General features: G+C 67.6%; 25 protein-coding genes. 9 read left to right on the top strand and 16 right to left on the bottom strand.

Annotation, left to right across the window (positions count from 1 at the left end):
* Nucleotides 1–12: 12 nt before the first annotated feature.
* Complete coding sequence (purM, locus tag QUE68_RS04080; RefSeq protein WP_284232716.1) at nucleotides 13–1,092, bottom strand: phosphoribosylformylglycinamidine cyclo-ligase; 1,080 nt, start codon at nucleotides 1,090–1,092, stop codon at nucleotides 13–15.
* Between the two features lie 49 nt (nucleotides 1,093–1,141).
* Between purM and QUE68_RS04075 the strand changes: the two genes are divergently transcribed.
* Entirely contained in the window at nucleotides 1,142–1,576 is a 435-nt protein-coding gene (locus tag QUE68_RS04075) for a cupin domain-containing protein (RefSeq protein ID WP_284224688.1), read from the top strand.
* Between the two features lie 74 nt (nucleotides 1,577–1,650).
* Complete coding sequence (locus tag QUE68_RS04070; protein WP_284224687.1) at nucleotides 1,651–2,628, top strand: NAD(P)H-binding protein; 978 nt, start codon at nucleotides 1,651–1,653, stop codon at nucleotides 2,626–2,628.
* A gap of 13 nt (nucleotides 2,629–2,641) precedes the next feature.
* Here QUE68_RS04070 and purF read toward each other — a convergent pair whose 3' ends face one another.
* The gene (purF, locus tag QUE68_RS04065; RefSeq protein WP_284232714.1) at nucleotides 2,642–4,177 is read right to left on the bottom strand and encodes an amidophosphoribosyltransferase; all 1,536 of its coding nucleotides are present in this window, start codon (nucleotides 4,175–4,177) and stop codon (nucleotides 2,642–2,644) included.
* 116 nt (nucleotides 4,178–4,293) lie between these two features.
* Complete coding sequence (locus tag QUE68_RS04060; RefSeq protein WP_284224685.1) at nucleotides 4,294–4,686, bottom strand: sterol carrier family protein; 393 nt, start codon at nucleotides 4,684–4,686, stop codon at nucleotides 4,294–4,296.
* Between the two features lie 16 nt (nucleotides 4,687–4,702).
* Between QUE68_RS04060 and QUE68_RS04055 the strand changes: the two genes are divergently transcribed.
* Complete coding sequence (locus QUE68_RS04055; protein WP_284232712.1) at nucleotides 4,703–5,908, top strand: MCE family protein; 1,206 nt, start codon at nucleotides 4,703–4,705, stop codon at nucleotides 5,906–5,908.
* 149 nt (nucleotides 5,909–6,057) lie between these two features.
* Nucleotides 6,058–6,399: a hypothetical protein gene (locus QUE68_RS04050; RefSeq protein WP_284232710.1), complete on the top strand. Its 342-nt coding sequence runs from the start codon at nucleotides 6,058–6,060 to the stop codon at nucleotides 6,397–6,399.
* Here QUE68_RS04050 and QUE68_RS04045 read toward each other — a convergent pair.
* The 5 genes from QUE68_RS04045 to QUE68_RS04025 are packed head-to-tail and all read right to left on the bottom strand — an operon-like array spanning nucleotide 6,389 to nucleotide 12,756.
* Nucleotides 6,389–7,003, bottom strand: coding sequence for an Rv0804 family intramembrane glutamic endopeptidase (locus QUE68_RS04045; protein ID WP_284232708.1), 615 nt, complete (start codon nucleotides 7,001–7,003; stop codon nucleotides 6,389–6,391). The two genes, QUE68_RS04050 and QUE68_RS04045, sit on opposite strands and share 11 nt — an antisense overlap.
* Nucleotides 7,003–8,742, bottom strand: coding sequence for an alpha/beta hydrolase (locus QUE68_RS04040; protein WP_454786452.1), 1,740 nt, complete (start codon nucleotides 8,740–8,742; stop codon nucleotides 7,003–7,005). The genes QUE68_RS04045 and QUE68_RS04040 overlap by 1 nt, the downstream gene beginning before the upstream one ends.
* 20 nt (nucleotides 8,743–8,762) lie before the next feature.
* Nucleotides 8,763–11,090, bottom strand: a complete 2,328-nt coding sequence (gene purL / locus QUE68_RS04035; protein WP_284224680.1) for a phosphoribosylformylglycinamidine synthase subunit PurL — start codon at nucleotides 11,088–11,090, stop codon at nucleotides 8,763–8,765.
* 47 nt (nucleotides 11,091–11,137) lie between these two features.
* Complete coding sequence (locus QUE68_RS04030; RefSeq protein WP_284224679.1) at nucleotides 11,138–11,485, bottom strand: VOC family protein; 348 nt, start codon at nucleotides 11,483–11,485, stop codon at nucleotides 11,138–11,140.
* A gap of 14 nt (nucleotides 11,486–11,499) precedes the next feature.
* Nucleotides 11,500–12,756: a M18 family aminopeptidase gene (locus QUE68_RS04025; protein WP_284224678.1), complete on the bottom strand. Its 1,257-nt coding sequence runs from the start codon at nucleotides 12,754–12,756 to the stop codon at nucleotides 11,500–11,502.
* Between the two features lie 213 nt (nucleotides 12,757–12,969).
* Between QUE68_RS04025 and QUE68_RS04020 the strand changes: the two genes are divergently transcribed.
* Together QUE68_RS04020 and QUE68_RS04015 are read left to right on the top strand one after the other, a co-directional pair.
* Complete coding sequence (locus QUE68_RS04020) at nucleotides 12,970–13,980, top strand: Dyp-type peroxidase (protein WP_284224677.1); 1,011 nt, start codon at nucleotides 12,970–12,972, stop codon at nucleotides 13,978–13,980.
* Nucleotides 13,977–14,774, top strand: coding sequence for a family 1 encapsulin nanocompartment shell protein (locus QUE68_RS04015; protein WP_284224676.1), 798 nt, complete (start codon nucleotides 13,977–13,979; stop codon nucleotides 14,772–14,774). Before QUE68_RS04020 ends, QUE68_RS04015 begins: the two co-directional genes overlap by 4 nt.
* 15 nt (nucleotides 14,775–14,789) lie before the next feature.
* Here the strand turns inward: QUE68_RS04015 and purQ are convergent, their stop codons facing one another.
* Entirely contained in the window at nucleotides 14,790–15,464 is a 675-nt protein-coding gene (purQ, locus tag QUE68_RS04010; RefSeq protein ID WP_284224675.1) for a phosphoribosylformylglycinamidine synthase subunit PurQ, read from the bottom strand.
* Nucleotides 15,461–15,700: a phosphoribosylformylglycinamidine synthase subunit PurS gene (purS, locus tag QUE68_RS04005; protein WP_284224674.1), complete on the bottom strand. Its 240-nt coding sequence runs from the start codon at nucleotides 15,698–15,700 to the stop codon at nucleotides 15,461–15,463. The genes purQ and purS overlap by 4 nt, the downstream gene beginning before the upstream one ends.
* Nucleotides 15,701–15,773: 73 nt before the next feature.
* On the opposite strand from purS, the gene QUE68_RS04000 reads away from it, so the two are divergent.
* Both QUE68_RS04000 and QUE68_RS03995 read left to right on the top strand, forming a co-directional pair.
* Nucleotides 15,774–16,424 carry an MBL fold metallo-hydrolase gene (locus QUE68_RS04000; RefSeq protein WP_284224673.1) on the top strand — a complete coding sequence of 217 codons (651 nt, stop codon included), beginning with the start codon at nucleotides 15,774–15,776 and terminating at the stop codon, nucleotides 16,422–16,424.
* Between the two features lie 31 nt (nucleotides 16,425–16,455).
* On the top strand, nucleotides 16,456–17,076 hold the full coding sequence (locus QUE68_RS03995; protein ID WP_284224672.1) for a hypothetical protein: 621 nt from the start codon (nucleotides 16,456–16,458) through the stop codon (nucleotides 17,074–17,076).
* Here the strand turns inward: QUE68_RS03995 and QUE68_RS03990 are convergent.
* The 6 genes from QUE68_RS03990 to QUE68_RS03965 form a co-directional block, all read right to left on the bottom strand.
* Nucleotides 17,073–18,719, bottom strand: coding sequence for an FAD-binding dehydrogenase (locus QUE68_RS03990; protein ID WP_284224671.1), 1,647 nt, complete (start codon nucleotides 18,717–18,719; stop codon nucleotides 17,073–17,075). The genes QUE68_RS03995 and QUE68_RS03990 overlap by 4 nt on opposite strands.
* 25 nt (nucleotides 18,720–18,744) lie before the next feature.
* The gene (locus QUE68_RS03985) at nucleotides 18,745–19,458 is read right to left on the bottom strand and encodes a DUF2334 domain-containing protein (protein ID WP_284224670.1); all 714 of its coding nucleotides are present in this window, start codon (nucleotides 19,456–19,458) and stop codon (nucleotides 18,745–18,747) included.
* Nucleotides 19,459–19,498: 40 nt separating this feature from the next.
* Complete coding sequence (locus tag QUE68_RS03980; protein ID WP_286275181.1) at nucleotides 19,499–19,876, bottom strand: hypothetical protein; 378 nt, start codon at nucleotides 19,874–19,876, stop codon at nucleotides 19,499–19,501.
* Between the two features lie 151 nt (nucleotides 19,877–20,027).
* Complete coding sequence (locus QUE68_RS03975; RefSeq protein WP_284224669.1) at nucleotides 20,028–20,522, bottom strand: glutathione peroxidase; 495 nt, start codon at nucleotides 20,520–20,522, stop codon at nucleotides 20,028–20,030.
* A 25-nt stretch (nucleotides 20,523–20,547) separates the two neighbouring features.
* Nucleotides 20,548–22,677 carry a S9 family peptidase gene (locus QUE68_RS03970; protein WP_284224668.1) on the bottom strand — a complete coding sequence of 710 codons (2,130 nt, stop codon included), beginning with the start codon at nucleotides 22,675–22,677 and terminating at the stop codon, nucleotides 20,548–20,550.
* A complete protein-coding gene (locus QUE68_RS03965; RefSeq protein ID WP_284224667.1) occupies nucleotides 22,674–23,564 on the bottom strand; it encodes a phosphoribosylaminoimidazolesuccinocarboxamide synthase in 891 nt (296 codons plus the stop codon). Before QUE68_RS03965 ends, QUE68_RS03970 begins: the two co-directional genes overlap by 4 nt.
* A gap of 40 nt (nucleotides 23,565–23,604) precedes the next feature.
* Between QUE68_RS03965 and QUE68_RS03960 the strand changes: the two genes are divergently transcribed.
* Nucleotides 23,605–24,219, top strand: a complete 615-nt coding sequence (locus tag QUE68_RS03960) for a hypothetical protein (protein WP_284224666.1) — start codon at nucleotides 23,605–23,607, stop codon at nucleotides 24,217–24,219.
* The last annotated feature ends 38 nt before the right edge of the window (nucleotides 24,220–24,257 follow it).

Genomic DNA, 24,257 nt, shown 5'->3' with positions numbered 1-24,257 from the left:
GACGGCCCGCGATCAGAACCTCGGGTGCTGCCCGACCAGTTGAGCGCGGGCCTTTTCCCTGCCGCCCTTGTGCACGCTGCCGAGGATCCAGCAGTCCAGGTGACGGGCGGTGAGGATCGCCAGAGCGCGGTCGGTGTCCTCCGGCGCGACGATGGCCACCATGCCGATGCCCATGTTGAACGTCTTGTCCATCTCCGCGCGTTCGATGCGTCCGCGCTGGGCGATCATGGCGAAAACGGGGGCCGGCGTCCAGGTACCACGGTCCAGTTCGGCGCTCAGCCCATTCGGGATGACGCGCTCGAGATTGCCCGCCAGCCCGCCGCCGGTGACGTGGCAGAACGTCCGCACCTGGGTCTCGGCGGTCAACGCGAGGCAGTCCTTGGCGTAGATGCGAGTCGGTTCGAGGAGCTCCTCGCCGAGCGTGCGTCCGAATTCCTCGACGTGGCCGGCCAGGTTGCCGCGGTCGATCTCCAGCAGCACCTTGCGGGCCAGCGAATATCCGTTGGAGTGCAACCCGGTCGACGCCATCGCGATGATCACGTCACCAGGCTTGACCCGATCGGGACCCAGTACGTCGTCGGCCTCGACCACGCCGACCCCGGTCGCCGAGATGTCGTAGTGATCGGGTGACATGAGGCCCGGGTGTTCGGCCGTCTCGCCGCCCAATAGTGCACAGCCCGCCATGACGCAGCCGTCGGCGATCCCCGAGACGATCTCGGCGACGCGCTCGGGCACCGTGCGACCGACGGCGATGTAGTCCTGAAGGAACAGAGGTTCGGCCCCGCACACGACGAGGTCGTCGACGACCATCGCCACCAGGTCCAGACCGACCGTGTCGTGCTTGTCCATCGCCTGGGCGATCGCGAGCTTGGTACCCACGCCGTCGGTCGAGGATGCGAGCAGCGGCTCGCGGTAGCCGCTCCGTAGTGCGAACAGCCCCGCGAATCCGCCGAGACCGCCCCGCACCTCAGGCCGGGTGGCCTTCTTGGCGAGCGGTTTGAACAGTTCGACCGCACGGTCACCTGCCTCGATGTCCACCCCGGCAGATGCGTACGAGGCGCCGGTGTCGCCGGCTCGCTGATCCTCGCTCATCGCGCCCAAGGGTACCTGCCGCCGTTGGGGGTGTGACACGCTGACCACCATGAGCGCCGCCCGCTGGCTGACATCCGCCCTCCTGGCGGCCATCCTGGTGTCACCGGGTCTGGCGGCGCCCGCGTGGGCCACCCCCGGCGTCGGCATCGAGGCAGAGACCCTCGCCTCGGCCACCGTCGACGGGCACGACTACGTCACCAAGCAGATCACCATCGCTCCGGGTGGCAGCACCGGATGGCACTGGCATCCCGGCCGGGTGTTCGGGGTGATCCGGCAGGGCACGCTCACCCACGACGTGGCGGACTGCTCGGTCGACGGCATCTACCCGTCGGGCGCACCAATCACCGAGGGCAGTGGTCCAGACGACGTACACCTCGGCCGCAACCTCGGTCCAGACCCCGTCGTGATGTGGGTGGTCTACATCAACGTGGCGGGAGAACCCCTGTCCGAGGACGTACCGAATCCCGGCTGCCCGTTTGAGTAGGCCGTCGGCCGGACATCCGTACCTGAACTTGCTCCGAATACCTTCCGAGCACGAAACGATGAACGGAGACCGGAGTGTCAGACGTTGAGTCTCGCCGTTCACTGGTGACGGGGGCGACCGGCTACATCGGCGGTAACCTCGCCGAGCTGCTGGTGGACCGCGGTCAGACCGTACGGGCGCTGGCCCGCAGGCCCGAGAAACTACGCGACGCGCCGTGGCGCGACAAGGCCGAGGTGGTGCAGGGCGATCTCAGTGATCCCGATTCGCTGACCGCGGCATTCGAAGATGTCGACGTCGTCTACTACCTCGTCCACTCGATGGGGTCGTCATCGGACTTCGTCCGCGAGGAGGAGCGATCAGCGCGCAACGTCGCCGCCGCCGCCGAGAAGGCCGGAGTGCGTCGCATCGTGTACCTGTCGGGGCTTCATCCCGAGGGCGAACTCTCGCGACACCTGCGGTCACGCAACGCCGTCGGCGACATCCTGATGGCGTCGAGCGTGGAGACGATCGTGCTTCAGGCTGGCATCGTGATCGGCTCGGGTTCGGCGTCGTTCGAGATGGTCCGCCATCTCACCGACCGTCTGCCGGTAATGACGACCCCGAAGTGGGTGCGCAACAAGATTCAGCCGATCGCCATCGACGACGTCTTGTACTACCTGGCCGAGGCCGCCGACGCACCGCTGCCGGAGTCGCGCACGTTCGACGTTGGAGGACCGGACGTGCTCGAGTACGCCGACGCGATGCAGATCTACGCCGAGGAAGCGGGGCTGCGCAGGCGGGTCATCATCGCGCTGCCGTTGTTGACGCCGAGCATCGCCAGCTGGTGGGTTGGCCTCGTCACGCCGATCCCGTCGGGGCTGGCCCGTCCGCTGGTCGAGTCCCTCGAGCACGACGCGGTGATGTCCGAGCACGACATCGACGCCGTCATCCCGCCGCCGAAGGGCGGTTTGGCCGGCTATCGCGACTCGGTGGCCCGAGCCTTGAAGGAGGACGGCACGTTCGGCAAGGGCGGTCACCAATTGGTGCGGTTCAGTCCGACTGCGCCGCAATGACTTTCAGCGACCGTTAGGGCCGACGCAGCGCCGAGGCGTTGTCGTTGTCGGACTGCAGGCCCGTACGGGCCGCGTTCGCCAGCATGTGCTCGATGACGTTCTTTCCCAGTGCGGATTCAGTGGGCAGCTCGATCGGGTACTCCCCGTCGAAGCAGGCCGAGCACAGGCGTGAGGCGGGCTGCTCGGTGGAAGAAATCATGCCTTGATGCGAGATGTAGCTCAGGCTGTCGGCACCGATCGCACGGCGCACCGCGTCGAGCATCTCCGCTTCGTTGGCACCCGCGTTGGACGCGTTTGCGATCAGCTCGGCCGGGGTGGCGAAGTCGATGCCGTAGAAGCACGGCCACTTCACCGGTGGAGACGCGATCCGGACGTGTACCTCGAGGGCACCGGCCTCCCGCAGCATCCTGATCAGCGCGCGCTGGGTGTTGCCGCGGACGATCGAGTCGTCGACGACGATCAACCGCTTGCCGCGGATGACTTCCTTCAGCGGATTGAGCTTGAGCCTGATGCCGAGTTGGCGGATGGTTTGCGACGGCTGGATGAAGGTCCGACCCACGTAGGCGTTCTTCATCAAGCCTTGGCCGTAGGGGATGCCCGATTCCTGGGCATATCCGACCGCGGCGGGAATGCCGGATTCCGGCACGCCGATCACCAAGTCGGCATCGACCGGACTCTCACGGGCGAGCCGCTTGCCGATGTCGACGCGGGTGGCGTGCACGGAGCGGCCGGCAATGGTGCTGTCGGGCCGGGCCAGGTAGACGTACTCGAAGACGCAACCCTTGGGCGTCGGGTTGGCGAAGCGGGTGGAACGGACGCCGTCGGCGTCGATGGCGAGCAGTTCACCGGGCTCGATGTCGCGAACGAACGCGGCGCCCACGATGTCGAGTGCAGCGGTTTCCGAGGCCACCACCCAACCGCGGTCCAGCCGACCGAGCGATAGCGGCCGGACGCCGTACGGGTCCCGCGCCGCGTAGAGCGTGTTCTCGTCCATGAACGTCAGGCAGAAGGCGCCGCGGACGGTGGGCAGCAGCTCCAACGCGGCCTGCTCCAGCGTGGCGTCGGCGGCACCGTGGGCGAGCAGCGCGCCCAGGATGTCCGAGTCGGTGGTGGCGGCGGTGGCGCCGCGGGTGTCGATGAGCCCCGCCTCGCGGGCACGGGCAGCGAGTTCGGTGGTGTTGACCAGATTGCCGTTGTGGCCGAGCGCGACACCGGTGCCCGCGGCGGTGTTCCGGAACACCGGCTGCGCGTTCTCCCACGTGGTGGAGCCGGTCGTGGAGTAGCGGCAGTGGCCGACGGCGACGTGCCCCTCCATCGCGGCGAGCGTCTGCTCGTCGAAGACCTGACTGACCAGACCGAGATCCTTGAACACCAGCACCTGGGAGCCGTCGGCTACGGCGATGCCCGCCGCTTCCTGACCTCTGTGCTGCAGGGCATACAACCCGTAGTACGTGAGCTTCGCCACGTCCTCGCCGGGAGCCCAGACGCCGAAGACGCCGCACTCTTCCTTGGGTTCGTCTTCCGGCTGGTCGATCTGCTCGGCGGTCACGATCAGTCTGCTCCCTGGGGGCGGTGGGTGACGTGGCTCAGTCTACGGTCAACCCCGCTCGAAGGTGGAATCGAAGTGAGGTGTCGGCGAATACTTCAACACCAGGACCCCTGGGTTCATTTCGGCAGTTCGACGATGGGCAGCCATTCGGCGACCTCACCGGCTCGGGATCCCGAGGACTGCATCGCACCGGTCCTCACGGCGTCGGCCATCGTGAGAAGTCCGGTCGCCAGCCGCAGCCAGGTCCGCGGATCGGTCTCGACCACGTTCGGCGGGTTCCCGCGGGTATGCGCCAGCCCCGAGATGCACTGCACCGCAACGAACGGTGGCACCCTGACCTCGACGCTCGCCCCGGGCGCCGACGCGGCCAACGTCCTGGCCGTCAAACGCACGGCGTCGGCGAGGTCGGTGCGCGGCGGTGTCGCGGCGGTGTCGTCGCGCAGCCAGTCGGCGACCGCCGACACGGCCGCGCGGGTCTTCGTCGGATCCGCTGTACGTCGGACGGCCATCCCCTAGTCTCCCAAAATGGTTTTCGACCGCCACCGCCCGCCATACAAGCTGGCGGGCGCGGTGCTGGTAGCCATCGTGGTGCTCTTGGGTTTTCTGTTCGCCAAGCAGTATCGAGGCGACTTCGTCGCGCAGACCGAGATCCGGGTGCTCTCGGGCCGCGCCGGTCTGGTGGTGGATCCCGGTTCGAAGGTGACTCTCAACGGCGTCGAGATTGGACGGGTGGCGCGCATCGACGCCGCCGAGGTCGGCGGTACCGAGCAGGCGATGCTCACGCTCGAGGTGCAGGACCGGTACCTGGCGTCGATCCCGTCCAACGTGATCGCCGACGTCCGGGCGAACACGGTCTTCGGCAACAAGTACGTGTCGTTCAGCTCACCGGAAACACCTTCGCCACGGGCACTTTCGCGTGATGAGGTGATCCGGGTGCAGTCCGTCACCACGGAGTTCAACACCTTGTTCGAGACGGTCACGTCGATCGCCGACAAGGTGGACCCGATCAAGCTCAACCAGACGCTGACCGCAGCCGCCGAGGGTTTGACCGGTCTCGGCAGCAAATTCGGGGAGTCGCTGGAGAACGCGAACGTGATCCTCGGTGACGTCAACCCGCTGATGCCCCGGATCCGCACCGACGTGCAACGGACCGCCGACCTGGCCGACGTCTACGCCGCCGCCTCGCCGGACATATTCGACGGCCTGGACGCAGCGGTCATCCCGGCGCGCACGCTCAACGCCCAGCTTCGCGACGTCGACGCCGCCCTGATGGCCGCGGTCGGATTCGGCGAGACGGCCGCGGACCCGCTCGAACGTGCCGGCCCCTTCCTGGTCCGCAGCGCAGCGGACCTGATGCCCACCACCAAACTGCTGGACGACTACCGCGGCATGATCTTCTGCTCGCTGCGCAACTATCACGACGTCGGTCCAAGGATCGCGACCGCCCTCGGTGGTGACAACGGCTATTCGCTGGCGGCCTACGGGACGGTGTTGGGCGCGGGCAATCCCTACATCTATCCCGACAATCTGCCCCGCATCAACGCCCACGGCGGGCCGGAGGGCCGACCAGGATGCTGGCAGAAGGTGACCTACGACCTATGGCCACACCCGTATCTGGTGATGGACACCGGCTTCAGCCTCGCCCCCTACAACCACATCGAGCTGGGCCAACCGATCGCCATCGACTACGTGTGGGGTAGGCAGATCGGGGAGCTCACCATCAACCCCTGAGCTTCAGCGGTTGGTGTGCTCGTCGACGACGCGTCGCACCGTTCCCAGAGCGGTTGCAGGTTGACCAGGTCGGTTGATCCCTGCGATCGCCGTCATCACCGCGGGGTTGTTCCAGGTCGTGGTGCGGATGGCACGTTCGATGGACGGTATTGAAGGCGTTGGGGGCGCAGTGTTCGGGCACCTTGCTGTTGGCGAAACTCGGTCTACTGGGCGACGTGCCCGCGTGTACGGACCTGACCACGAAGCCGTGGGTGCTCGCCGCTGGCGTCGACGTTCTCGAGCAACCCTTCTTCGCCAAGGACGACGTGGCCACCGCCGGTGGCTGCCTCGCGTCGGTGTACCTCGCCGCCTGGGTGATCGCGCGACTCGACGGTCTCGCCGCCGCCGAGAGCGCGGTCCACTACGTGGCCCCCGTGGGCGAGAAGGACGACTACGTCGGGCGCGCGCTGAACAACATCACGCCGTACCTGCCGGTCGCCGTCACCGCTTGACCGCCAGCGCGGCCAGCGCTCCCCCCTCGTTGATCGACAGGTGCGCGAGCATAGGCGCGAGCAGGCTCCCCGAGCGGTCGTACAGCCAGCCGAACAGCCAGCCGGCGACGCCGGTGACGAGCACCGTGCCTGCGACCGACTCACCCGTGCCGCGCGCATCGGCGACGTGCGAGAGTCCGAACGTCGCCGCTTGCAGAACGCGGCCGCGGGTCGGTCCGAACGCGCGTGCTGCAACGGTTCCGAGCGCAGCCCGGAACGCGGCCTCCTCCGACCAGACCGTGCCGACCGGGATGCGCACCAGCAGCCATGCCGCTGCCGGCCGGGGTAGCTCCCGCTGCAGCATGCCGCGCCGTACGGCGGGGACCACCGTGGACGCTGCCACCACCGCCGTCACGACACCGGCCACGGCGAGACCCAGCCTGGCTCCGTGCCACGATGCCGGTGGTCGAAACCCCAGCGGCGCATCGGTGGTCGCGACGAGTAGGCCCCCGAGCGCCGCCTGAGCCGGAACCAGCCAACGCGGCGGCAGCCTCGGCGCCACCAGCCCGCTCCAGCCGATGAGCGCGAGCGCCAGACTCAGCGCCCGAAAGGTACTGCTGCGCATCAGTACTCGGTGCCTACCTGCTGCAGCGCCGCCCGCACCCGGGCGGTGTCGGCGGCCGTCCAGCCGTCCGGCGGAATGACCGCGGCCCAGCCGTCGAGCACGGCGTCACCGTAGTTGTGACCATGGCCGGCGGGGACACCGGAGGCGTTGGTCATGTCGGCGCTCACCTGCCAGAACGTGACGATCGGATACCAGCGCATCGACGTCGTGCGGTCCACGCCCGCCGGCTCGACGAGCCAGTCGGGACGGGAGAACACCAACTCCGGTGACCACCAGACGATCGGGTCGGAGGCGTGCTGCAGGAACAGCACTCGCGTGCCCTGCCACTCCGGCTCGCCGATCTTGGCGACGGCGACGCCGTCGTTCGCCTGCGAGAAGCGCACCGTGCGGCCGTTGTCGTACCGCGGTTCGACTTCGATGCTCCCGGGATCGCGACGCTGCACCAGCCCACTCCACAGTGCGCTCTCGTTCGGGGGACCCACCCACAGCACCGCCGAGAAACCCCTGCGCGCGACGTCGGGCAGCCACGGAAACGCACCCTGGCCCGCCAGTGAGCCGAGACTCTCTCCGTAGAGGACCAGCTTCGGCCGGTTCCCTGGCGGCAGGAGTGACCACCGGTCGTGGACCGCGTCGATGAGGACGCGGCCCGATTCGACGGACTTCTCCCGGTCGCCGAGGAACGAGATCCAGCTCGGCAGATAGGAATACTGCACGCCAACGAGCGCGGTGTCGCCGCCGTACATGGTCTCGATCGCCCTGGCGGCCACGGGGTTGATCCAGCCCGTCCCGGTGGTCGGGACGAGCACGAGCAACTTGCGCGCGAAGGCGCCGGTGCGCACCAGCTCGCGGACGACGACGTCGGCTCTCGCCTGATCGGAGTCTGCGGTCTCCAGTCCCGCATAGACGCGGATCGGCTCCTTGGCGGGCCGGCCGGTGAGGCGGGTGAGCTCAGCCGCGTGCGGGCCGCTGGCGACGAAGTTCCGGCCTTGAAATCCGAGCGTCTCCCAGGGCGCGAAGGACGTAGGGCTGCCGGACTTCTCGGGTTCCGTAGGCTCGACGACACCGTCGCGGGTGGTGTAGTTCTGCGGCTGGAACACTCGGCTCGCGCCGACCAGGAAACCGCGGTAGAGCACGCCATTGACGAGGGTGATCACCAGGATGACGACGATCGAGGTCCCAATGAACAGGGCGACCTCCTGGTGCAGACGCCACCGCCGGATCAACGCGCTGGCAAGCCATTTGATGGCGTCGTACAGCACCCGCGTCACGCAGACGCACGCACCGCCGACGAGGACGGCCGCCACCAGGGTGCGCAGATACCCCAGCGTGGCGGGCCCTGCGATGCCCATCTCGGCGGACACCTGACGCTGCCAGGCGGCCGCCGGGATCAGCATCGACACGCAGACCACGATCGAGACGACGACGGTGCCGACCTTCACCGCGTTCAACGTCCTCCTTGGCGGTGGCCACCATTGGCGGTGCCGGAGGGCAAAGCGGTGGAACGCCTTGGCGAGGACGACGCCGATGGCATACCCGATCGACGCGTTGATGCCCCCGATCAACCCTTGGAACAGCCAATCCCTCGGCAACAGCGACGGTGTCAGCGACAGGCAGAAGAAGACCGTGGCGACGGCGACGCCGCCGAAGTCGAGTCGGAGCAGGCTCCACGCCCACACCAGTAACGGATGACGTCGTGGCCGCAGCGGGCCTGGTGGTTCGTCGGCGACGGATGCGCCGATGATGTCGTGGGTTTCCGCCCTCACCCGAACAGTCCGGGCAACACGCCCTCCGACGTGCGGCGCAGCTCATCGAGGGTGACCGAGAACTGGTCCTGGACGTCGATGGAGGTGCTGCCCTCGTCGACCACGCCGATGCGGTCGGCGGGCAGGCCGCGTGCCTCGCACATCGCCCGGAACCGGCTCTCCTCGGTCCGCGGCACCGCGACCAGCACCCGCCCAGCAGACTCGGAGAAGAGCGCCACGAACGGGTCCGACCCCTCGGGAAGAACGATCCGACAACCAGTTTCGCCCGCCAGCGCCGCCTCCACGACGGCCTGGGCCAGCCCACCCTCGGAGAGGTCGTGGGCCGAGGAGATCAAGCCATCTCGGGACGCCGCGGCCAGCACCTCTGCCAGCACCTGTTCGCGGGCGAGGTCGACCCTCGGCGGCACGCCCCCGAGATGATCCGCGGTGACCTGGGCCCAGATGGATCCGTCGAACTCGTCGCGGGTGTCGCCGAGCAGGATGAGCGTCTCGCCCGGTTCGGTGCCGAAGGCCGTGGGAATGCGACGGCTCACGTCGTCGATGACGCCGAGCACCCCGACCACCGGGGTGGGCAGAATCGCCGTGGTGCCGGTTTGATTGTAGAAGCTCACGTTGCCGCCGGTGACCGGAATACCAAGCGCAGCACAGCCATCCGCGAGTCCGCGGACGGCTTGGGAGAACTGCCACATGACGCCGGGATCCTCTGGCGAGCCGAAGTTCAGGCAGTTGGTGACGGCGACCGGCGTGGCTCCGGTGACGGCGACGTTGCGGTACGCCTCGGCCAGGGCCAGCTGGGCGCCGGTGTACGGATCGAGGAACGTGTAGCGCCCGGACGCATCAGTCGAGATCGCGACACCGCGACCGGTGGCCTCGTCGATGCGCAGAACGCCACCGTCGGCATGTTCGGCGAGGACGGTGTTACCTCGCACGTATCGGTCGTACTGCTCGGTGATGAACGCGCGGCTGCAGAGGTGCGGACTGCCAAGGAGCGCAAGCAAAGTCGCACGCAACTCATCACCCGTCGAGGGTCGCGGCAACGCTGCGGACGTATCCGCGATGAGGGCGTCCTGAGTGTCGGGCCGCGCCACCGGCCGCTCGTAGACCGGGCCTTCGTGGGCGACGGTTCTGGGCGGTACGTCGACGACCGTTTCGCCGTTCCAGGTGATCTGCAGCCGGTCACCGTCGGTGACTTCGCCGATGACGGTGGCGAGCACCTCCCACTTTCGGCACACCGCCATGAACGCGTCCACGTTCTCCGGTGCCACGACCGCGCACATGCGTTCTTGCGACTCGCTGGACAGCACCTCCGCGGGGGTCATGAACCTGGCGCGTAGCGGCACCCGATCCAATTCGATCGACATACCGCCGTCGCCCGCGGATGCGAGTTCCGAAGTGGCACATGACAATCCCGCGCCGCCCAGATCCTGAATACCGATCACCAACCCGGCCGCGTACAGCTCGAGGCAGCATTCGATGAGGACCTTCTCCATGAAGGGGTCACCGACCTGGACCGAGGGCAGCTTCTTGCGACCCGGGCTCCCCGATGGCCCAGCTCCGCCTCCGTGTCCGCCCCCCTCGTCCCCGCCGAAGGTCTCCGACGCGAGCACCGAGACCCCGCCGATGCCGTCGAGTCCGGTGCGGGCGCCGAACAGGATGATCTTGTTGCCTGCTCCCGATGCGAAGGCCAGGTGCAGGTCTTCCTTGCGCAGGACGCCGACGCACAACGCATTCACCAGGGGGTTGCCCGCGTAGGACGGGTCGAAGACGGTCTCGCCGCCGATGTTGGGCAGGCCGAGGGAGTTGCCGTAGCCACCGACGCCGCGGACGACGCCGTCGAGCACCCGGCGGGTGTCCGGTGCGTCGGCGGCGCCGAAGCGCAGCTGGTCCATCACCGCGACCGGTCGGGCGCCCATCGCCATGATGTCGCGGACGATGCCGCCGACACCGGTGGCGGCGCCCTGGTAGGGCTCGACGTAGGACGGGTGGTTGTGCGATTCGACCTTGAAGGTCACCGCCCAGCCGTCGCCGATGTCGACGACGCCGGCGTTCTCGCCGATGCCTGCGAGCATGCCGGCGCGCATCTCGTCGGTCGTGGTCTCGCCGAAGTACTTCAGATGCACCTTCGACGACTTGTAGGAGCAGTGCTCGCTCCACATCACCGAGTACATCGCGAGCTCGGCGTCGGTCGGTCGACGGCCGAGAATGCCGCGGATCCGGTCGTACTCGTCGTCCTTGAGACCGAGTTCGCGGAACGGCTGCGGCTGATCGGGGGTAGTAGAGGCTTGCTCGACAGTGTCCACTTCGTGGGAGAACCCGGACGTCACGAGGTCATTCTATTGGCTTGACCCCGATTGAACGCATCGACGGTCGGTCAGTCGCCCGCTACGCAGAACGCGTTGCCCTCGGGGTCGGCCAGCACCACCCATTCGAATTCGGGGCCGAAGCTGTTCCGGCCGAGCTCGCGGGCTCCCGCCGCCACCAGTCGGGCGACCTCGCCCTCCTTGTCGGACGTATGAAAGTCGAGATGGACCTTGTTCTTCCCCGGTGTCGGATCGGGCACCCGCTGGAAGCCCAGCGGCGGACCGTTCGGACGGATGACCATGACGAATTCACCTGGTGCCAGGGCGTTGAGCTCCCCGCCGATGGCGTCGGCCCACCACGCCGCGAGCGCATCGGGATCTGTGCAGTCGAAGGTCACCATCGCCATGTCGAGAGTCATGTCTCGACGCTAGATCACACCGGTGACAGAAAGGCCTGCAATGCGGCGGAGTAGGCAGGCACGTCCGCCGCGCCCATCAACTCGCGGGCCGAGTGCATCGCCAGTTGCGCCGCGCCGACGTCGACCGTCGGGATCCCCGTGCGCGCCGCCGTCATCGGCCCGATCGTCGAACCGCACGGCAGATCGGCGCGGTGCTCGTAGCGCTGCATCGGCACCCCGGCCTGAGCACAGGCCAACGCGAAGGCTGCCGCCGTCCTGCCGTCGGTGGCGTAGCGGAGGTTCGGCTGCACCTTGAGCACCGGACCTCCGTTCACCTCGATGAGGTGGCTCGGTTCGTGCCGCTCGGGGTAGTTGGGGTGGGTGGCGTGGGCCATGTCGCCCGAGGCCACCATCGAACCGGACACCCGGCGAAGGAAGTCCTCCCGCGTACCGCCCGCGGCCAAGGTGATGCGCTCCAACACCGTCGGCAGGAGCTCGGACTGTGCGCCGTGATCCGACGTCGAGCCGACCTCCTCGTGATCGAACAGCGCCAACACGGGCAGGTACCCGCCCGGCTCGGCCGCGAGGAACGCCTCCAGCCCGGCGTAGCAGGTGCCCTGGTTGTCGAGGCGTGGTGCACTGACCAGTTCGCGGTCGGCACCGACCAACGTGGAGCCCGTCAGATCGTGGGTCATCAGATCGGCCGCCAGCACCGCGACCGGGTCGACGCCGGCGCGCTCGGCCACGTAGTCGACGAACGGGCGCGTCCGGTCGCCGACGCCCCAGACGGCGTTGAGGTGGCGCTGCGGATCCAACGTCACGCCCTTGCGGTCGTCGGACAGGTGGATCGCCAGCTGAGGAACCCGCAGGATCGGGTCGTCGACGCGCACCAGGACGTCCTCGACGTGTGCACCGTTGCGGAACGACAACCGGCCGCTGATGCCCAGGTCGCGGTCCAGCCACGAATTCAGCCAGGCCCCGCCGTACGGTTCCAGCGCGACCACGCGCCACCCCGCCACGATGCGATCGGGGTGCTGTTTGACCCGGAGGTTCGGGCTGTCGGTGTGCCCGCCGACGATGCGGAACGGCGCGCCATCCCCGGCGGCCTTCCATGCGACGAGCGAGCCGGCGCGCACCGTGAAGTAGCCGTCACCCCCGGAGGGCCAGGCGTCTCCCTCGAGCAGTTCGGTGAAGCCCGCGGCGCGCAATCGCTGGGCCACGGTCGCGCACACGTGGAACGGCGACGGCGAGGCGTCGATGAATTCGCACAGTCCCTGGGGGCTCGCTGCCATCAGCCAATCTTCACCCCTCCCGCGAGCGTGCGTGTCTGCGGGGCGACGCGCGGGCCGAAACCCGAGTTCCCGCACGCTCGACGGCAGCCCTCCGACGAGCCCGATCCGCTCCACGGTCCATGCCGTCCCCGTTTTGGCGGCGGTTCCGGAGGCTAGGTGCGATCTTTTGATCTTGTCCGGTGTCGTCGGTGATCTTGACGCTAGGGTCCTGATGTGTCCGATCCACAGCCGCAGAAGGTGCTGGCGCCGTTGACGCCTGCGGCCATCTTCCTCGTCGCCACCATCGACGAGGGTGGGGAGGACATCGTGCACGACGCGCTGGCGGACATCTCGGGGCTGGTGCGCGCGATCGGCTTTCGGGATCCGAACAAGCAGTTGTCGATGGTGACGTCCATCGGCTCCGACGCCTTCGACCGATTGTTCACCGGGCCGCGGCCGATCGAACTGCACCCCTTCGTCGCACTCGACGGCCCTCGCCACCACGCACCGTCGACGCGGGGGGATCTGCTCTTCCACATCCGCGGCACCTTCCTCGACGTCTGCTTCGAACTCGCCGGCAAGCTCGTCGATGCGATGGCCGGTGCCATCACCGTCATCGACGAGGTGCACGGGTTCAAGTTCTTCGACAACCGCGACTTGATGGGTTTCGTGGACGGCACCGAGAATCCGGACGGTCCGATCGCCGTCAGCTCCACCCAAATCGGCGCCGAGGACCTGGAATTCGCCAAGGGCTGCTACGTCCACGTGCAGAAGTACCTTCACGACATGAGCGGATGGAACGCACTGTCCACCGAAGATCAGGAACGGGTGATCGGCCGCACCAAGCTCGACGACATCGAGTTGAGCGACGACGTGAAACCGGCCAACTCGCACCTTGCCCTGAACGTCATCGAAGACGCCGACGGCAACGAGCTCAAGATCCTGCGGCACAACATGCCCTTCGGCGAAGTCGGCAAGGCGGAGTTCGGCACCTATTACATCGGCTATTCGCGGACTCCCGCGGTCACCGAGCGGATGCTGCGCAACATGTTCATCGGCGACCCGCCCGGCAACACCGACGCCATCCTGGACTTCTCCACGGCGATCACCGGATGCCTGTTCTTCACCCCCACCGCGGACTTCCTCGACGGCCCGCCTCCGCGCCCCGGCGCGTCTGCCGCACCCGCTACGACACCCCCCACCGGCTCCCTGTCGATCGGCAGTCTGAAAGGACGACCCCAATGAACAACCTGTACCGCGGTCTGGCCCCGATTACCGAGGAAGCCTGGGGCGGAATCGAATTGGAGGCCATCAGGACGTTCAAGCGGCACATCGCCGGGCGACGAGTGGTCGACGTCAGCGAGCCCGGCGGCCCCGTGACGGCGGCGATCAGCACGGGTCATCTGGTCGATGTGACATCGCCCGGGGACGGCGTGGTCGCCCACCTTCGGGAGAGCAAGCCGCTGGTGCGCTTGCGGGTGCCGTTCACCATCTCGCGGACCGACGTGGACGACGTCGAACGTGGCTCGCAGGACTCCGACTGGGATCCGGTCAAGGAGGCCGCGAAGCAGCTGGCGTTCGCCGAGGACCGTGCGATCTTCGAGGGCTATGAGGCCGCGCAGATCGACGGCATCCGCACCTGCAGTTCCAACGCCGCCCTGGCGTTGCCGTCGGATCCGCGCGAGATCCCCGACGTCATCAGCCAGGCGTTGAGCGAGCTGCGACTGGCCGGCGTCGACGGGCCGTATTGCGTGCTGCTGTCAGCGGATGTCTACACCCAGGTGAGCGAAACGACCGAGCACGGGTATCCGATCCGCGAACACTTGAACCGGCTGGTCGACGGCGAGATCATCTGGGCGCCCGCGATCGACGGTGCATTCGTATTGTCCACTCGCGGCGGTGATTTCGATCTGCAGCTGGGCGCGGACGTGTCGATCGGTTACCTGTCCCACGATGCCGAGAGCGTGCAGTTGTACCTCGAGGAGACGCTGACGTTCCTGTGCTACACCGCGGAGGCTTCGGTCGCCCTCACCACCTAGGTCCCCCTCTGGCACCTACGCCGCAAGCACCGCGTCCAGCGCCGAGTAGAACAGACCGAGTCCGTCGTCGGACGGACCGGTCAGCGCCTCGGTGGCGTGCTCGGGATGCGGCATCAGGCCCACCACCCGACCGTTGGCGGAGCTGATGCCTGCGATGTTGCGCAGCGATCCGTTGAGGTTCTCCCGGTAGCGGAAGACGACGCGATCCTCGCCCTCCAACTCGTCGAGGACGGCGTCGGACGCCACGAAGCGGCCCTCACCGGACTTCAGCGGCACCAGTAGGTCGGCACCCTTCTCGAACCGCGTGGTCCACGCCGACGACGTCGACGTCACCTCGAGCCACACGTCGCGGCAGAGGAAGTGCAGACCGGCGTTGCGGGTCAACGCGCCCGGCAGTAGCCCGGCTTCACAGAGAACCTGAAACCCGTTGCAGATGCCCAGCACCGGCATCCCACGGTTGGCTGCGGCCACGACCTCACCCATCACCGGCGCGAACTTGGCGATCGCGCCGCACCGCAGGTAGTCACCGTAGGAGAACCCGCCAGGGACGACGACCGCGTCTACGCCCTTGAGGTCCGCGTCGGCGTGCCACAGATTGACTGATTCCGCGCCCGCCAGCCGTACGGCCCGTGCGGCATCGACGTCGTCGAGAGTCCCTGGGAACGTGACGACTCCGACCCGGGCGGTCACCGTTCGTCCCGGCTGACGGTCCAGTCCTCGATCACGGTATTGGCGAACAGCGATTCGGCGATCTCCTCAAGCGTCTCGTCGCTCACGCTGTCGTCGACCTCGAGCTCGAAACGCTTGCCCTGCCGGACATCTGAGATACCGGTCACACCGAGGCGGCCCAGTGCTCCGACGATCGCCTGACCCTGCGGGTCGAGGATCACCGTCTTGGGCATCACGTGCACTACGACGCGGGCCACGCGCGGCTCCTGTCCTTGGGGAAGATTGCTCAGCAGTCACTCTACCGGCGGCGCGGCACGCCACAATGTAGCCATGCAACTGACGCACTTCGGCCACTCCTGTCTACTCGCGAGCTTCCGAGAGGGTGCTTCCGAAACCACCGTGCTGTTCGACCCGGGGAACTTCTCGCATGGCTTCGAGGGAGTCACGGGGCTATCGGCCATCCTGATCACCCATCAGCACCCCGATCACATCGACGTAGAACGCCTACCTGCATTGATCGACGCCAACCCGCAGGCCGCGCTGTACGCCGACCCGATGACCGCGGCCCAACTCGGCGGAGCCTGGCAGGCCGTCAACGTCGGCGACGCGTTCACGGTCGGGCACCTCGCTCTGCGCGGCGTCGGCGGCACGCACGCAGTGATCCATCCCGAGATTCCGCTGATCGACAACATCTCCTACCTGGTCGGGGATGAGGGGCATCCCGCCCGCCTGATGCATCCCGGCGACGCACTGTTCACTCCTGGTGAACCCGTCGAAGTACTCGCCACCCCGGCCGCCGCGCCGTGGATGAAGATCTCCGAGGCGGTGGACTATCTGCGAGCGGTCGCCCCGACGCGCGCGGTGCCGATCCACCAGGCGGTGGTGGCAAAGGAGGCTCGCGGTATCTACTACGGCCGCCTGTCGGAGATGACCAATACTGACTTCCAGGTCCTGGAGGAGGAGAACGGCACGGAGATCTAGTGGGCGAGCGAAGCGACGGGGTGGTGAGTAGGTGGGCGAGAACGCGCGTCGGCTGAGGTTCACCGGCCACATCGCGGGCCTCGGCACCGGTTCTGGTGTCCGGATGGTGATCGGCTCCTGGCGGGAGTCGCCCTTCGGCCGCTTCGCCGACGTGATGGTGGAGGCCGCCGACGGACAACGGATCCTACTGGCGCCCACGGACGAGGTTGCCGAATTCGTCTCGGCCACATATGACTTCGATTCCGTCGACATCGGACCGATCGGCGTCGAACACGACCCCGACGGATTCTCGCTTACTGCGCCCGGTCTCGACGTCGCGGGCCGACTCGGTGGTCCCGCACCCTTCGACGGGCTGCTGCGACTCGTCCCGCCGAGGCTCGCGACGGCCCCGGCGTGGCTGCGGGCCATCGATCCCGTGGCGTCACGATTGATCCCGGGGGTGCGGACTGCCGGCAGCGCGGGCAACGGCCGCCGCGAGTATTACGGGGTGCGCCGGAGTCGGCGAATCGTCGCCGTGGCCGGAAGTTTTCGCGGCGCGGATCTCGATGGCCTCGTGCCGCTGGACCCGCCCGTCCGGTTCGGTTTCTCGTCCGCGCCGAGCACCCCGCAGATGGTCTCGGTCACGACGACCATCGACCTGCCCGCCCGCTAGCGCGTGTCGCGCACCGCGGCACGGCCCGCGGCACGGCCGGAGAAGACGCAACCGCCGAGGAAGGTGCCCTCCAGCGATCGGTAGCCGTGCACTCCACCGCCCCCGAAACCTGCTGCCTCACCCGCGGCGTAGAGCCCGTCGAAAGCCGACCCGTCGGCCTTGAGCACACGGGAGTCGAGGTCGGTCTCCAACCCGCCCAATGACTTTCGCGTGAGAATGTGGAGCTTGACCGCAATCAGTGGGCCCGCCTTCGGGTCGGTGATCCGGTGCGGCCGCACGACGCGGGCCACCCGGTCGGCCAGATAGTTGCGCGCGCCATGGATGGCCGTCACCTGGCTGTCCTTGGTGTAGGAGTTGGCGACTTCGCGGTCGCGGGCGGTCACTTCGGCCTCGACAACGCGAAAGTCCAGTGGTTCGACGTCGGGTACGTCGTTCATCTTGGCGACCAGGTCCCGCAGCGTGGTCGCGGACACGAAGTCAACGCCGCGGTCCACGAACCGCTGCACCGGCGGCGGTGGGCCCGGCCGCACCCGCGACAACACCTTGCGCACGTCGCGTTCGGTGAGATCGGGATTCTGCTCCTGTCCCGAAAGTGCGAACTCCTTCTCGATGATCCGCGCGTTGAGCACGAACCAGGTGTAGTCGTGTCCGGTCTTGGCGATGTATTCCAAGGTGCCGAGGGTGTCGAAACCCGGATACAGCGGCGCGGGCAGACGCCGCCCGGTCGCGTCGAGCCAGAGGGACGACGGACCCGGGAGGATGCGGATGCCGTGTTTTGGCCAGATCGGGTCGTAGTTGGTGATGCCCTCGGTGTAGTGCCACATCCGGTCACCGTTGATGAGGTTCGCACCGGCCGCCTCGCTGATGCCGAGCATCCGGCCGTCGACGTGGGCGGGAACGCCGCTGAGCAACTGATCCGGTACACGGCCCATCCTGGCCGGCCAGTTCTTGCGAACCAGGTCGTGGTTGGCGCCAATGCCGCCGCTCGCGACGATGACGGCAGAGGAACGAAACTCGAACTCGCCAAATATGTTTCGTGACGATGGGGCGCCGCGCGCTGCACTCGACGGCTCGAGCACCGCGCCGCGCACCCCGGTCACGGCACCGGCGTCGACGATCAGTTCATCTACGCGGTGGCGGTAGGCGAAGCGCACCTTGGCACCCGACGCCAGGAGTCGACGGGTGAAGATCTCGACGATCCCCGGGCCGGTACCCCAGGTGACGTGGAAGCGCGGTACCGAATTGCCTTGTCCGCGAGCGTCGTAGCCGCCACGCTCGGCCCAGGCAACCAACGGGAACGTTCGCAACCCGCGCTCCCGCAACCAGCTGCGCTTCTCCCCCGCGGCGAAATCGACGTAGGCGTTGGCCCATTGCCGCGGCCAATGGTCCTCCGGCCGGTCGAAACCCGCAGCGCCCATCCAATCCTGCAGCGCGAGTTCGTGACTGTCGTGGATGCCCAACCGCCGCTGTTCGGGACTGTCGACGAAGAACAGCCCACCGAACGACCAGTAGGCCTGACCGCCGAGGTTCGCGGCGTTCTCCTGGTCGACGATGAGGACCGAGCGGCCCTTGTCGAGTACCTCGCAGGCGGCCACCAGCCCGGCGAGCCCCGCTCCGACCACGATGACGTCAGCATCAGCCATAACGGCCCACGTTAGCCCTCGAGGCTCAGGCGGCGTCCGTCACATCCGTACGTGCAGGTCTGGGCTCCCACCGATATACGGCGGGTGCGCACCGATGGTGCAGAGCGAGGTCGATGGCGTCGAGCATCGCCTGGCGCGGACCCGACCGTCGCAACTGTGCGGCGGCCACGGCCACCCGGACGGTGCCCTCCCGCCGGGCGATGCGTTCCGCCGAGAGGACCACCGTGCGGCACCACCACGATTCGGTGAGGAAACCTTCGCCGATGCCAACGACCCTGGCGCGCGTCGTCGTCCCGCGTACCAGGTCGGTAATGCCGGCCAACTCGGCGACGACGCGAAAACCCTTGCACGGCAACGCCATGACGGTACCCTGCGAGACCGTCCAGCCCGGCGCGGCGAACAACCGCGTACGCAGACCGAGGTGCTCGAGGACCCGGTCGGCACCCATCAGCCGCAGGTTGGCTTCGTGCGCCTGCAGCGTGGCGAACTCACCGCGTCGCTTCTTCGTCGCCGCCTCGTCGTAGCCGTGCAGGACGATGGCGTCACCCACTGCGCGACGACGGGTCAACCACTCCACGGTCGGGGCGTCCCGATCGAGCCGGTAACCGCCCTTGAGTCGGGGTGCCACCAGGAACGACGCGGGTACGCCGCGCGAGGCGAGCTCGCCGCGGAACGCGTCGACGTCGGCCAGCGTGCGGTCCTTGATCCCGGAGATCGAGACGATCAGTTCCCCAACCACGCGACTCAGTATGGCAACGCCAGGTGTGCAGAAGGTGTCGTCAGCGTGCGTGGGAGGTGACGAATCGGCCACCGGTGCCGAGTGCACCTCCCACGGCGAGCAGACCGGCCACCGCGGTGGCGGCGACCGCAGGCGAGCGTCGTCGCTGGCCCGCGAAGATGCCACCGAGTGCCCACGCGACCGTGGCGAGGTAGGTGCGGGTCACGGGCGTTCCGGAGCCCCCTTGCGACGTCGCCGCCGCCACCAGCGCCGTCGCGGTGGCGGCGGCGGTCAACGCAGCTCCGGTTAGTTTCGCTGGCCGACCCTCCGACACCGGGCCTTCGCCGGCGAGCTTGGACACCAACTGCGAGACCCCACCGGGGGTGACGCCCCGCTGCGCGACCAGCCCCGCCTGAGTGAGCCCAGGTCGGTCGCCCACGGCGCGAAGCAGTTGGAACTGGCAGGATTCAGGCCGTCGGCCCGCAGAATGGCTGCGGCATCATGGGCAGTGCGGTGGACGATCCGCGCGAAGAGGCCGAACACGTCGGTGCTGAGGCGAGCCCTTTCGGCATCGTCCACGGAGGAACCCGTTACCTGGGCAGGACGGCTTCGATGGCGCTGATCACCTCGGGCGCATCGGGCTCGGTCGCCGGGCGGAACCTACGCACTATCTCGCCACCCGGGGCCAGCAGGAACTTCTCGAAGTTCCACTGCACGTCACCCGATTCACCGTCGGCATCGGCCGCCTTGGTCAGCTCCGCGTAGAGCGGATGCCGGTCGGCACCGTTGACGTCCGCCTTGGCCATCAGCGGGAACGTCACGCCGTAGGTGGTGGAGCAGAACGTCTGGATCTCCTCGGCGGTGCCCGGCTCCTGGCCCATGAACTGGTTGCAGGGCACGCCGATGACCGTCAGCCCGCGGTCGCCGTAGGTATCCGCCAGCTTCTCCAACGCACCGTACTGGGGTGTCAGCCCGCACTTCGACGCGACGTTGACGACCAGCACGGCGCGGTCCGCATAGTCCGCCAGCGTCGTGGCCTCGCCGGAGAGGGTCGTCAGGGCGATGTCGGTCAAGGACTGATTCATAGCGGTGACGGTACCGCGTGACGCCCTAGCGGAGGTGGTCCACCTGACCGCTGCCGTGGTGCTCGGGGTCGGCGGTGGCGAGCACCCAGGCGTACATGAACGCCGCTTCCTTCCAGCGTTCGTAGCGTCCGCTGATTCCCCCGTGACCGGCGCTCATCTCCGTCTTCAGGAGCACCGGACGGTCGTCGGTCTTGCTATGACGCAGCGCAGCAACCCATTTCGCCGGCTCGACGTAGTACACCCGCGTGTCGTTGAGCGACGTCATGGCCAGGATGGCCGGATATTCCTTGGCATCGACGTTCTCGTAGGGCGTGTACGACTTCATGTACTGGTAGACCTCTTCGCTCTCCAGCGGATTGCCCCACTCGTCCCACTCGGTGACGGTCAGCGGCAACGACGGGTCGAGGATCGTGGTGAGCGCGTCGACGAACGGCACCTGGGCGAGGATCCCCGCGAACAGGTCGGGCGCCATGTTTGCGACCGCACCCATCAGCAGACCACCGGCACTGCCGCCCATCGCCACCAGGTTCTCTGGTCGTGTGACGTCGGTGCCCACCAAATGTGCTCCCACCGAGATGAAGTCGGTGAAGGAGTTCATCTTCTGCATCATCTTGCCCTGCTCGTACCAGGGTCTGCCCATCTCGCCGCCGCCGCGGACGTGGGCGATGACGAAGACCATGCCTCGGTCCAGGAGCGACAGCCGGGCGATGGAGAACCTCGGGTCCTCGCAGGACTCGTAGGCGCCGTACCCGTACAGCAGCGTAGGCGCTGGAAACTGCAGTCCTGCACGGTGAATGATGGACACCGGAATCCGTGTTCCGTCGGGCGCGGGCGCCCAGTCCCGCCGTTCGACGTACTCCTCGGGGCGGTAGTCACCGAGCACCGTCTGCTCGCGCAACATGGTGCGCTCCCCGGTGGCGAGGTCGATGTCGTAGATGCGCACGGGTACGACGAAGGACGTGGTGGCCACGCGCAGTACGGGCGCCGACCAGTTCGGGTTTCCCGACAGCCCCGATGAGGTCAGCTCCGTCTCGAAGGTGATCTCCTCAGCACCTCCGTAGCCTCCGCCATCAGTGATGGGCCACAGCTGAATTCGGGGAAGCGCCTCACTTCGATAGCTGACGACGAGCTGATTGGCGAACGCGTCGACCGCATCCAGCCGAACGTCCGCGCGGTGCTCGATCAGCGTAGTGAAGGCGGTCGGGTCGCTGACTGGCGCCTCGACGAGGGTGAAGTTCTCGGCCCCGTCGTTGTGCAGGATCAGCCATCGATCCTCGCCACCGACGACCGCGTGTTCGACCGAGTACTCGACGCCGTCGCGGCGCGGCAGAATCGAGACGAACTCGGTCTCTCCGTCGGCGGCATCGCCATAGAACATCTCGGACGTCACCGAACTGCCCGACGCGATGCAGACGTACTTGTCGCTGCGCGTCCGGCCCACCGCGACCCAGAAGCGTTCGTCGGGTTCGCGATACACCGTGGTGTCCGGCACTCCGGCGCCGAGCCGGTGGCGCCAGACGGTGTCGGGGCGCCAGGCGTCGTCGACGGTCGTGTAGTAGACGGTGCGATCGTCGGCCGCCCACGTGACCCCCGAACTGATGTCGGGAATGGTGTCCTCGTACAGCTCGCCGGTGCGCAAGTCCTTGAAGCGCAACGTGTACCGCTCGTCACCGATGACGTCCACGGAGTAGGCCAGGGTGTGCCCGTCGATGCTGATCGACGCCGCACCGAGGGAGAAGAAGTCGTGTCCTTCGGCCTCGAGGTTCTCGTCGAGCAGTACCTGCTCGCCGGCGACGTCGGTGTTCTCGTCGAGCTGGGGCGGCACCCAGTCAGCGGGATCGTCGACGGGACAACGGCAATGGATACCGTACTGCTTGCCTTCGACGCTGCGCCCGTAGTACCACCACTCACCGCGGCGGGTCGGCACCGAGAGGTCGGTCTCCTTGGTGCGCGCCTTGATCTCGTCGAAGATCTTCTGCCGCAACGGTGCCAGGTGCTCGGCCTGCTGCTCGGCGTAGGCGTTCTCCGCCTCGAGGTAGGAGAGCACCTCCGGATCGGACTTCGTCCGAAGCCATTCGTACGGGTCGATGAAGACGTCGCCGTGGTGTTCGCGACGATGGTCGACACGCTTGGCAATTGGCGGGGTGCCGGTCATTTGGCTCCGATCCAGTCGGCGAACTTCAATCCGGAAATGCGTTCGTACGCTTCGATGTAGCGGGCCCTGGTGGCTTCGACGATGTCGGGCGGCAGCGCCGGCGGCGGTACGGCACCGTGGCGGTCCCAGCCCGACTCGGCTCCGGTCAACCAGTTGCGGACGAACTGCTTGTCGAAACTGGGCTGCACGACACCCTCCTGGTAGGCGTCGGCGCGCCAGTATCGAGACGAGTCGGGGGTGAACACCTCGTCGGCGAGCACCATGTCGCCGTTCTCGTCGACCCCGAACTCGAACTTGGTGTCGGCGATGATGATTCCCTTGCCGAGTGCATGCTCCGCCGCCTGGGCGTAGATCTCCAACGTCAGGTCCCGCAACTGGGCGGCCCGCTCGGCGCCGACCACCTCGACGACGGCATCGAAGCTGACGTTCTCGTCGTGCTCGCCCAGTTCGGCCTTGGTGGCGGGCGTGAACAGCGGTCGGGTGAACTTGCTGGCCTCGGTCAGACCGTCGGGAAGCTCGATGCCACACACCCGGCCGGTCGCGCGGTAGTCGATGATCCCGGACCCGGTGAGGTACCCGCGCGCGACGCATTCGACGGGCATCATCTCCAGTCGTTTGACCACCAGCGCCCGTCCCAGGACGTCTTCGGGGATCCGTTCGTCGTCGGCGGGGCCGGCCAGGTGATTCGGCGCGTCCAGATAATCGAAGAAGAAGACGCTCATCGCCGTGAGGATGCGGCCCTTGTCGGGTATCTCGCTGTCGAGGATGAAGTCGTACGCGGAGATGCGATCGCTGGCGACGAACAGCAGGTGATCGGCGTCGATGCGATAGAGCTCACGAACCTTGCCGCTGGCCAGATGTTCGTAGTCGGTCAGAGCTGGGCGCATCGGGCCAGACTATCGGTCCATCTGTGCTGGGATCACACCCATGAGCTCACGCTACGTGCCGTATGCCACCACACCTGGTCGGCTGCTCGCCCAGTTGACCAGTGACGTCGTCGTCGTCCTGTGGACCACCGTATGGGTATTCGTCGGGCTGGCGGTGCACTCGGCGGTGAGCACGATCGCCGAGGTGGGCAGGCAGGTGAACGACGGCGCGACCGGCGTGTCGGCCAATCTGAACTCCGCGGGTGACAGCACCGATGACTTCCCGCTGATCGGCGACGAGTTGGCCAAGCCGTTGCGGGCCGCGAGCCGCGCCGCTCTCGACATCGCGGGAGCGGGCCAAAGTCTGGACACCACTGCAACGTGGCTGGCGGTCGTGCTGGGCCTGGCCGTCGCCGCCCCGCCGATCCTCTTCGTGGCGCTGCCGTGGCTGGTGTTGCGGATCCGGTTCTTCCGTCGCAAGTGGACGGCGATCACGCTCGCCGCGACCCCGGCGGGTGAGGAGCTGTTGGCGCTCCGGGCGCTGGCGAACCGGCCGCTGGCCAAGCTCGCAGCCGTCAGCATCGATCCCGTCGGGGCCTGGCGCCGGGAAGACGCGATCGCTATCCGCGGGCTGGCCAACCTCGAGCTCCGGTCATCGGGCATCCGCCGCAAGTAGGCGATTTGTGCACGCGCGGCCGCGCCTGCCGCGGGTGC

Origin of the sequence: Mycolicibacterium sp. TUM20985 (assembly GCF_030295745.1) — a bacterium.
GTDB lineage: Bacteria > Actinomycetota > Actinomycetes > Mycobacteriales > Mycobacteriaceae > Mycobacterium.
This window is presented reverse-complemented; position numbering and strand designations above follow the sequence as displayed.

What these genes read in the sequence shown, in the direction of transcription:
- purM (WP_284232716.1), bottom strand. Translation starts at nt 1,092, where the DNA reads ATGAGCGAGGATCAGCGAGCCGGCGACACCGGCGCCTCGTACGCATCT.
- QUE68_RS04075 (WP_284224688.1), top strand. Translation starts at nt 1,142, where the DNA reads ATGAGCGCCGCCCGCTGGCTGACATCCGCCCTCCTGGCGGCCATCCTG.
- QUE68_RS04060 (WP_284224685.1), bottom strand. Translation starts at nt 4,686, where the DNA reads ATGGCCGTCCGACGTACAGCGGATCCGACGAAGACCCGCGCGGCCGTG.
- QUE68_RS04055 (WP_284232712.1), top strand. Translation starts at nt 4,703, where the DNA reads ATGGTTTTCGACCGCCACCGCCCGCCATACAAGCTGGCGGGCGCGGTG.
- QUE68_RS04045 (WP_284232708.1), bottom strand. Translation starts at nt 7,003, where the DNA reads ATGCGCAGCAGTACCTTTCGGGCGCTGAGTCTGGCGCTCGCGCTCATC.
- QUE68_RS04030 (WP_284224679.1), bottom strand. Translation starts at nt 11,485, where the DNA reads ATGACTCTCGACATGGCGATGGTGACCTTCGACTGCACAGATCCCGAT.
- QUE68_RS04025 (WP_284224678.1), bottom strand. Translation starts at nt 12,756, where the DNA reads ATGGCAGCGAGCCCCCAGGGACTGTGCGAATTCATCGACGCCTCGCCG.
- QUE68_RS04015 (WP_284224676.1), top strand. Translation starts at nt 13,977, where the DNA reads ATGAACAACCTGTACCGCGGTCTGGCCCCGATTACCGAGGAAGCCTGG.
- QUE68_RS04000 (WP_284224673.1), top strand. Translation starts at nt 15,774, where the DNA reads ATGCAACTGACGCACTTCGGCCACTCCTGTCTACTCGCGAGCTTCCGA.
- QUE68_RS03990 (WP_284224671.1), bottom strand. Translation starts at nt 18,719, where the DNA reads ATGGCTGATGCTGACGTCATCGTGGTCGGAGCGGGGCTCGCCGGGCTG.
- QUE68_RS03975 (WP_284224669.1), bottom strand. Translation starts at nt 20,522, where the DNA reads ATGAATCAGTCCTTGACCGACATCGCCCTGACGACCCTCTCCGGCGAG.
- QUE68_RS03970 (WP_284224668.1), bottom strand. Translation starts at nt 22,677, where the DNA reads ATGACCGGCACCCCGCCAATTGCCAAGCGTGTCGACCATCGTCGCGAA.
- QUE68_RS03965 (WP_284224667.1), bottom strand. Translation starts at nt 23,564, where the DNA reads ATGCGCCCAGCTCTGACCGACTACGAACATCTGGCCAGCGGCAAGGTT.
- QUE68_RS03960 (WP_284224666.1), top strand. Translation starts at nt 23,605, where the DNA reads ATGAGCTCACGCTACGTGCCGTATGCCACCACACCTGGTCGGCTGCTC.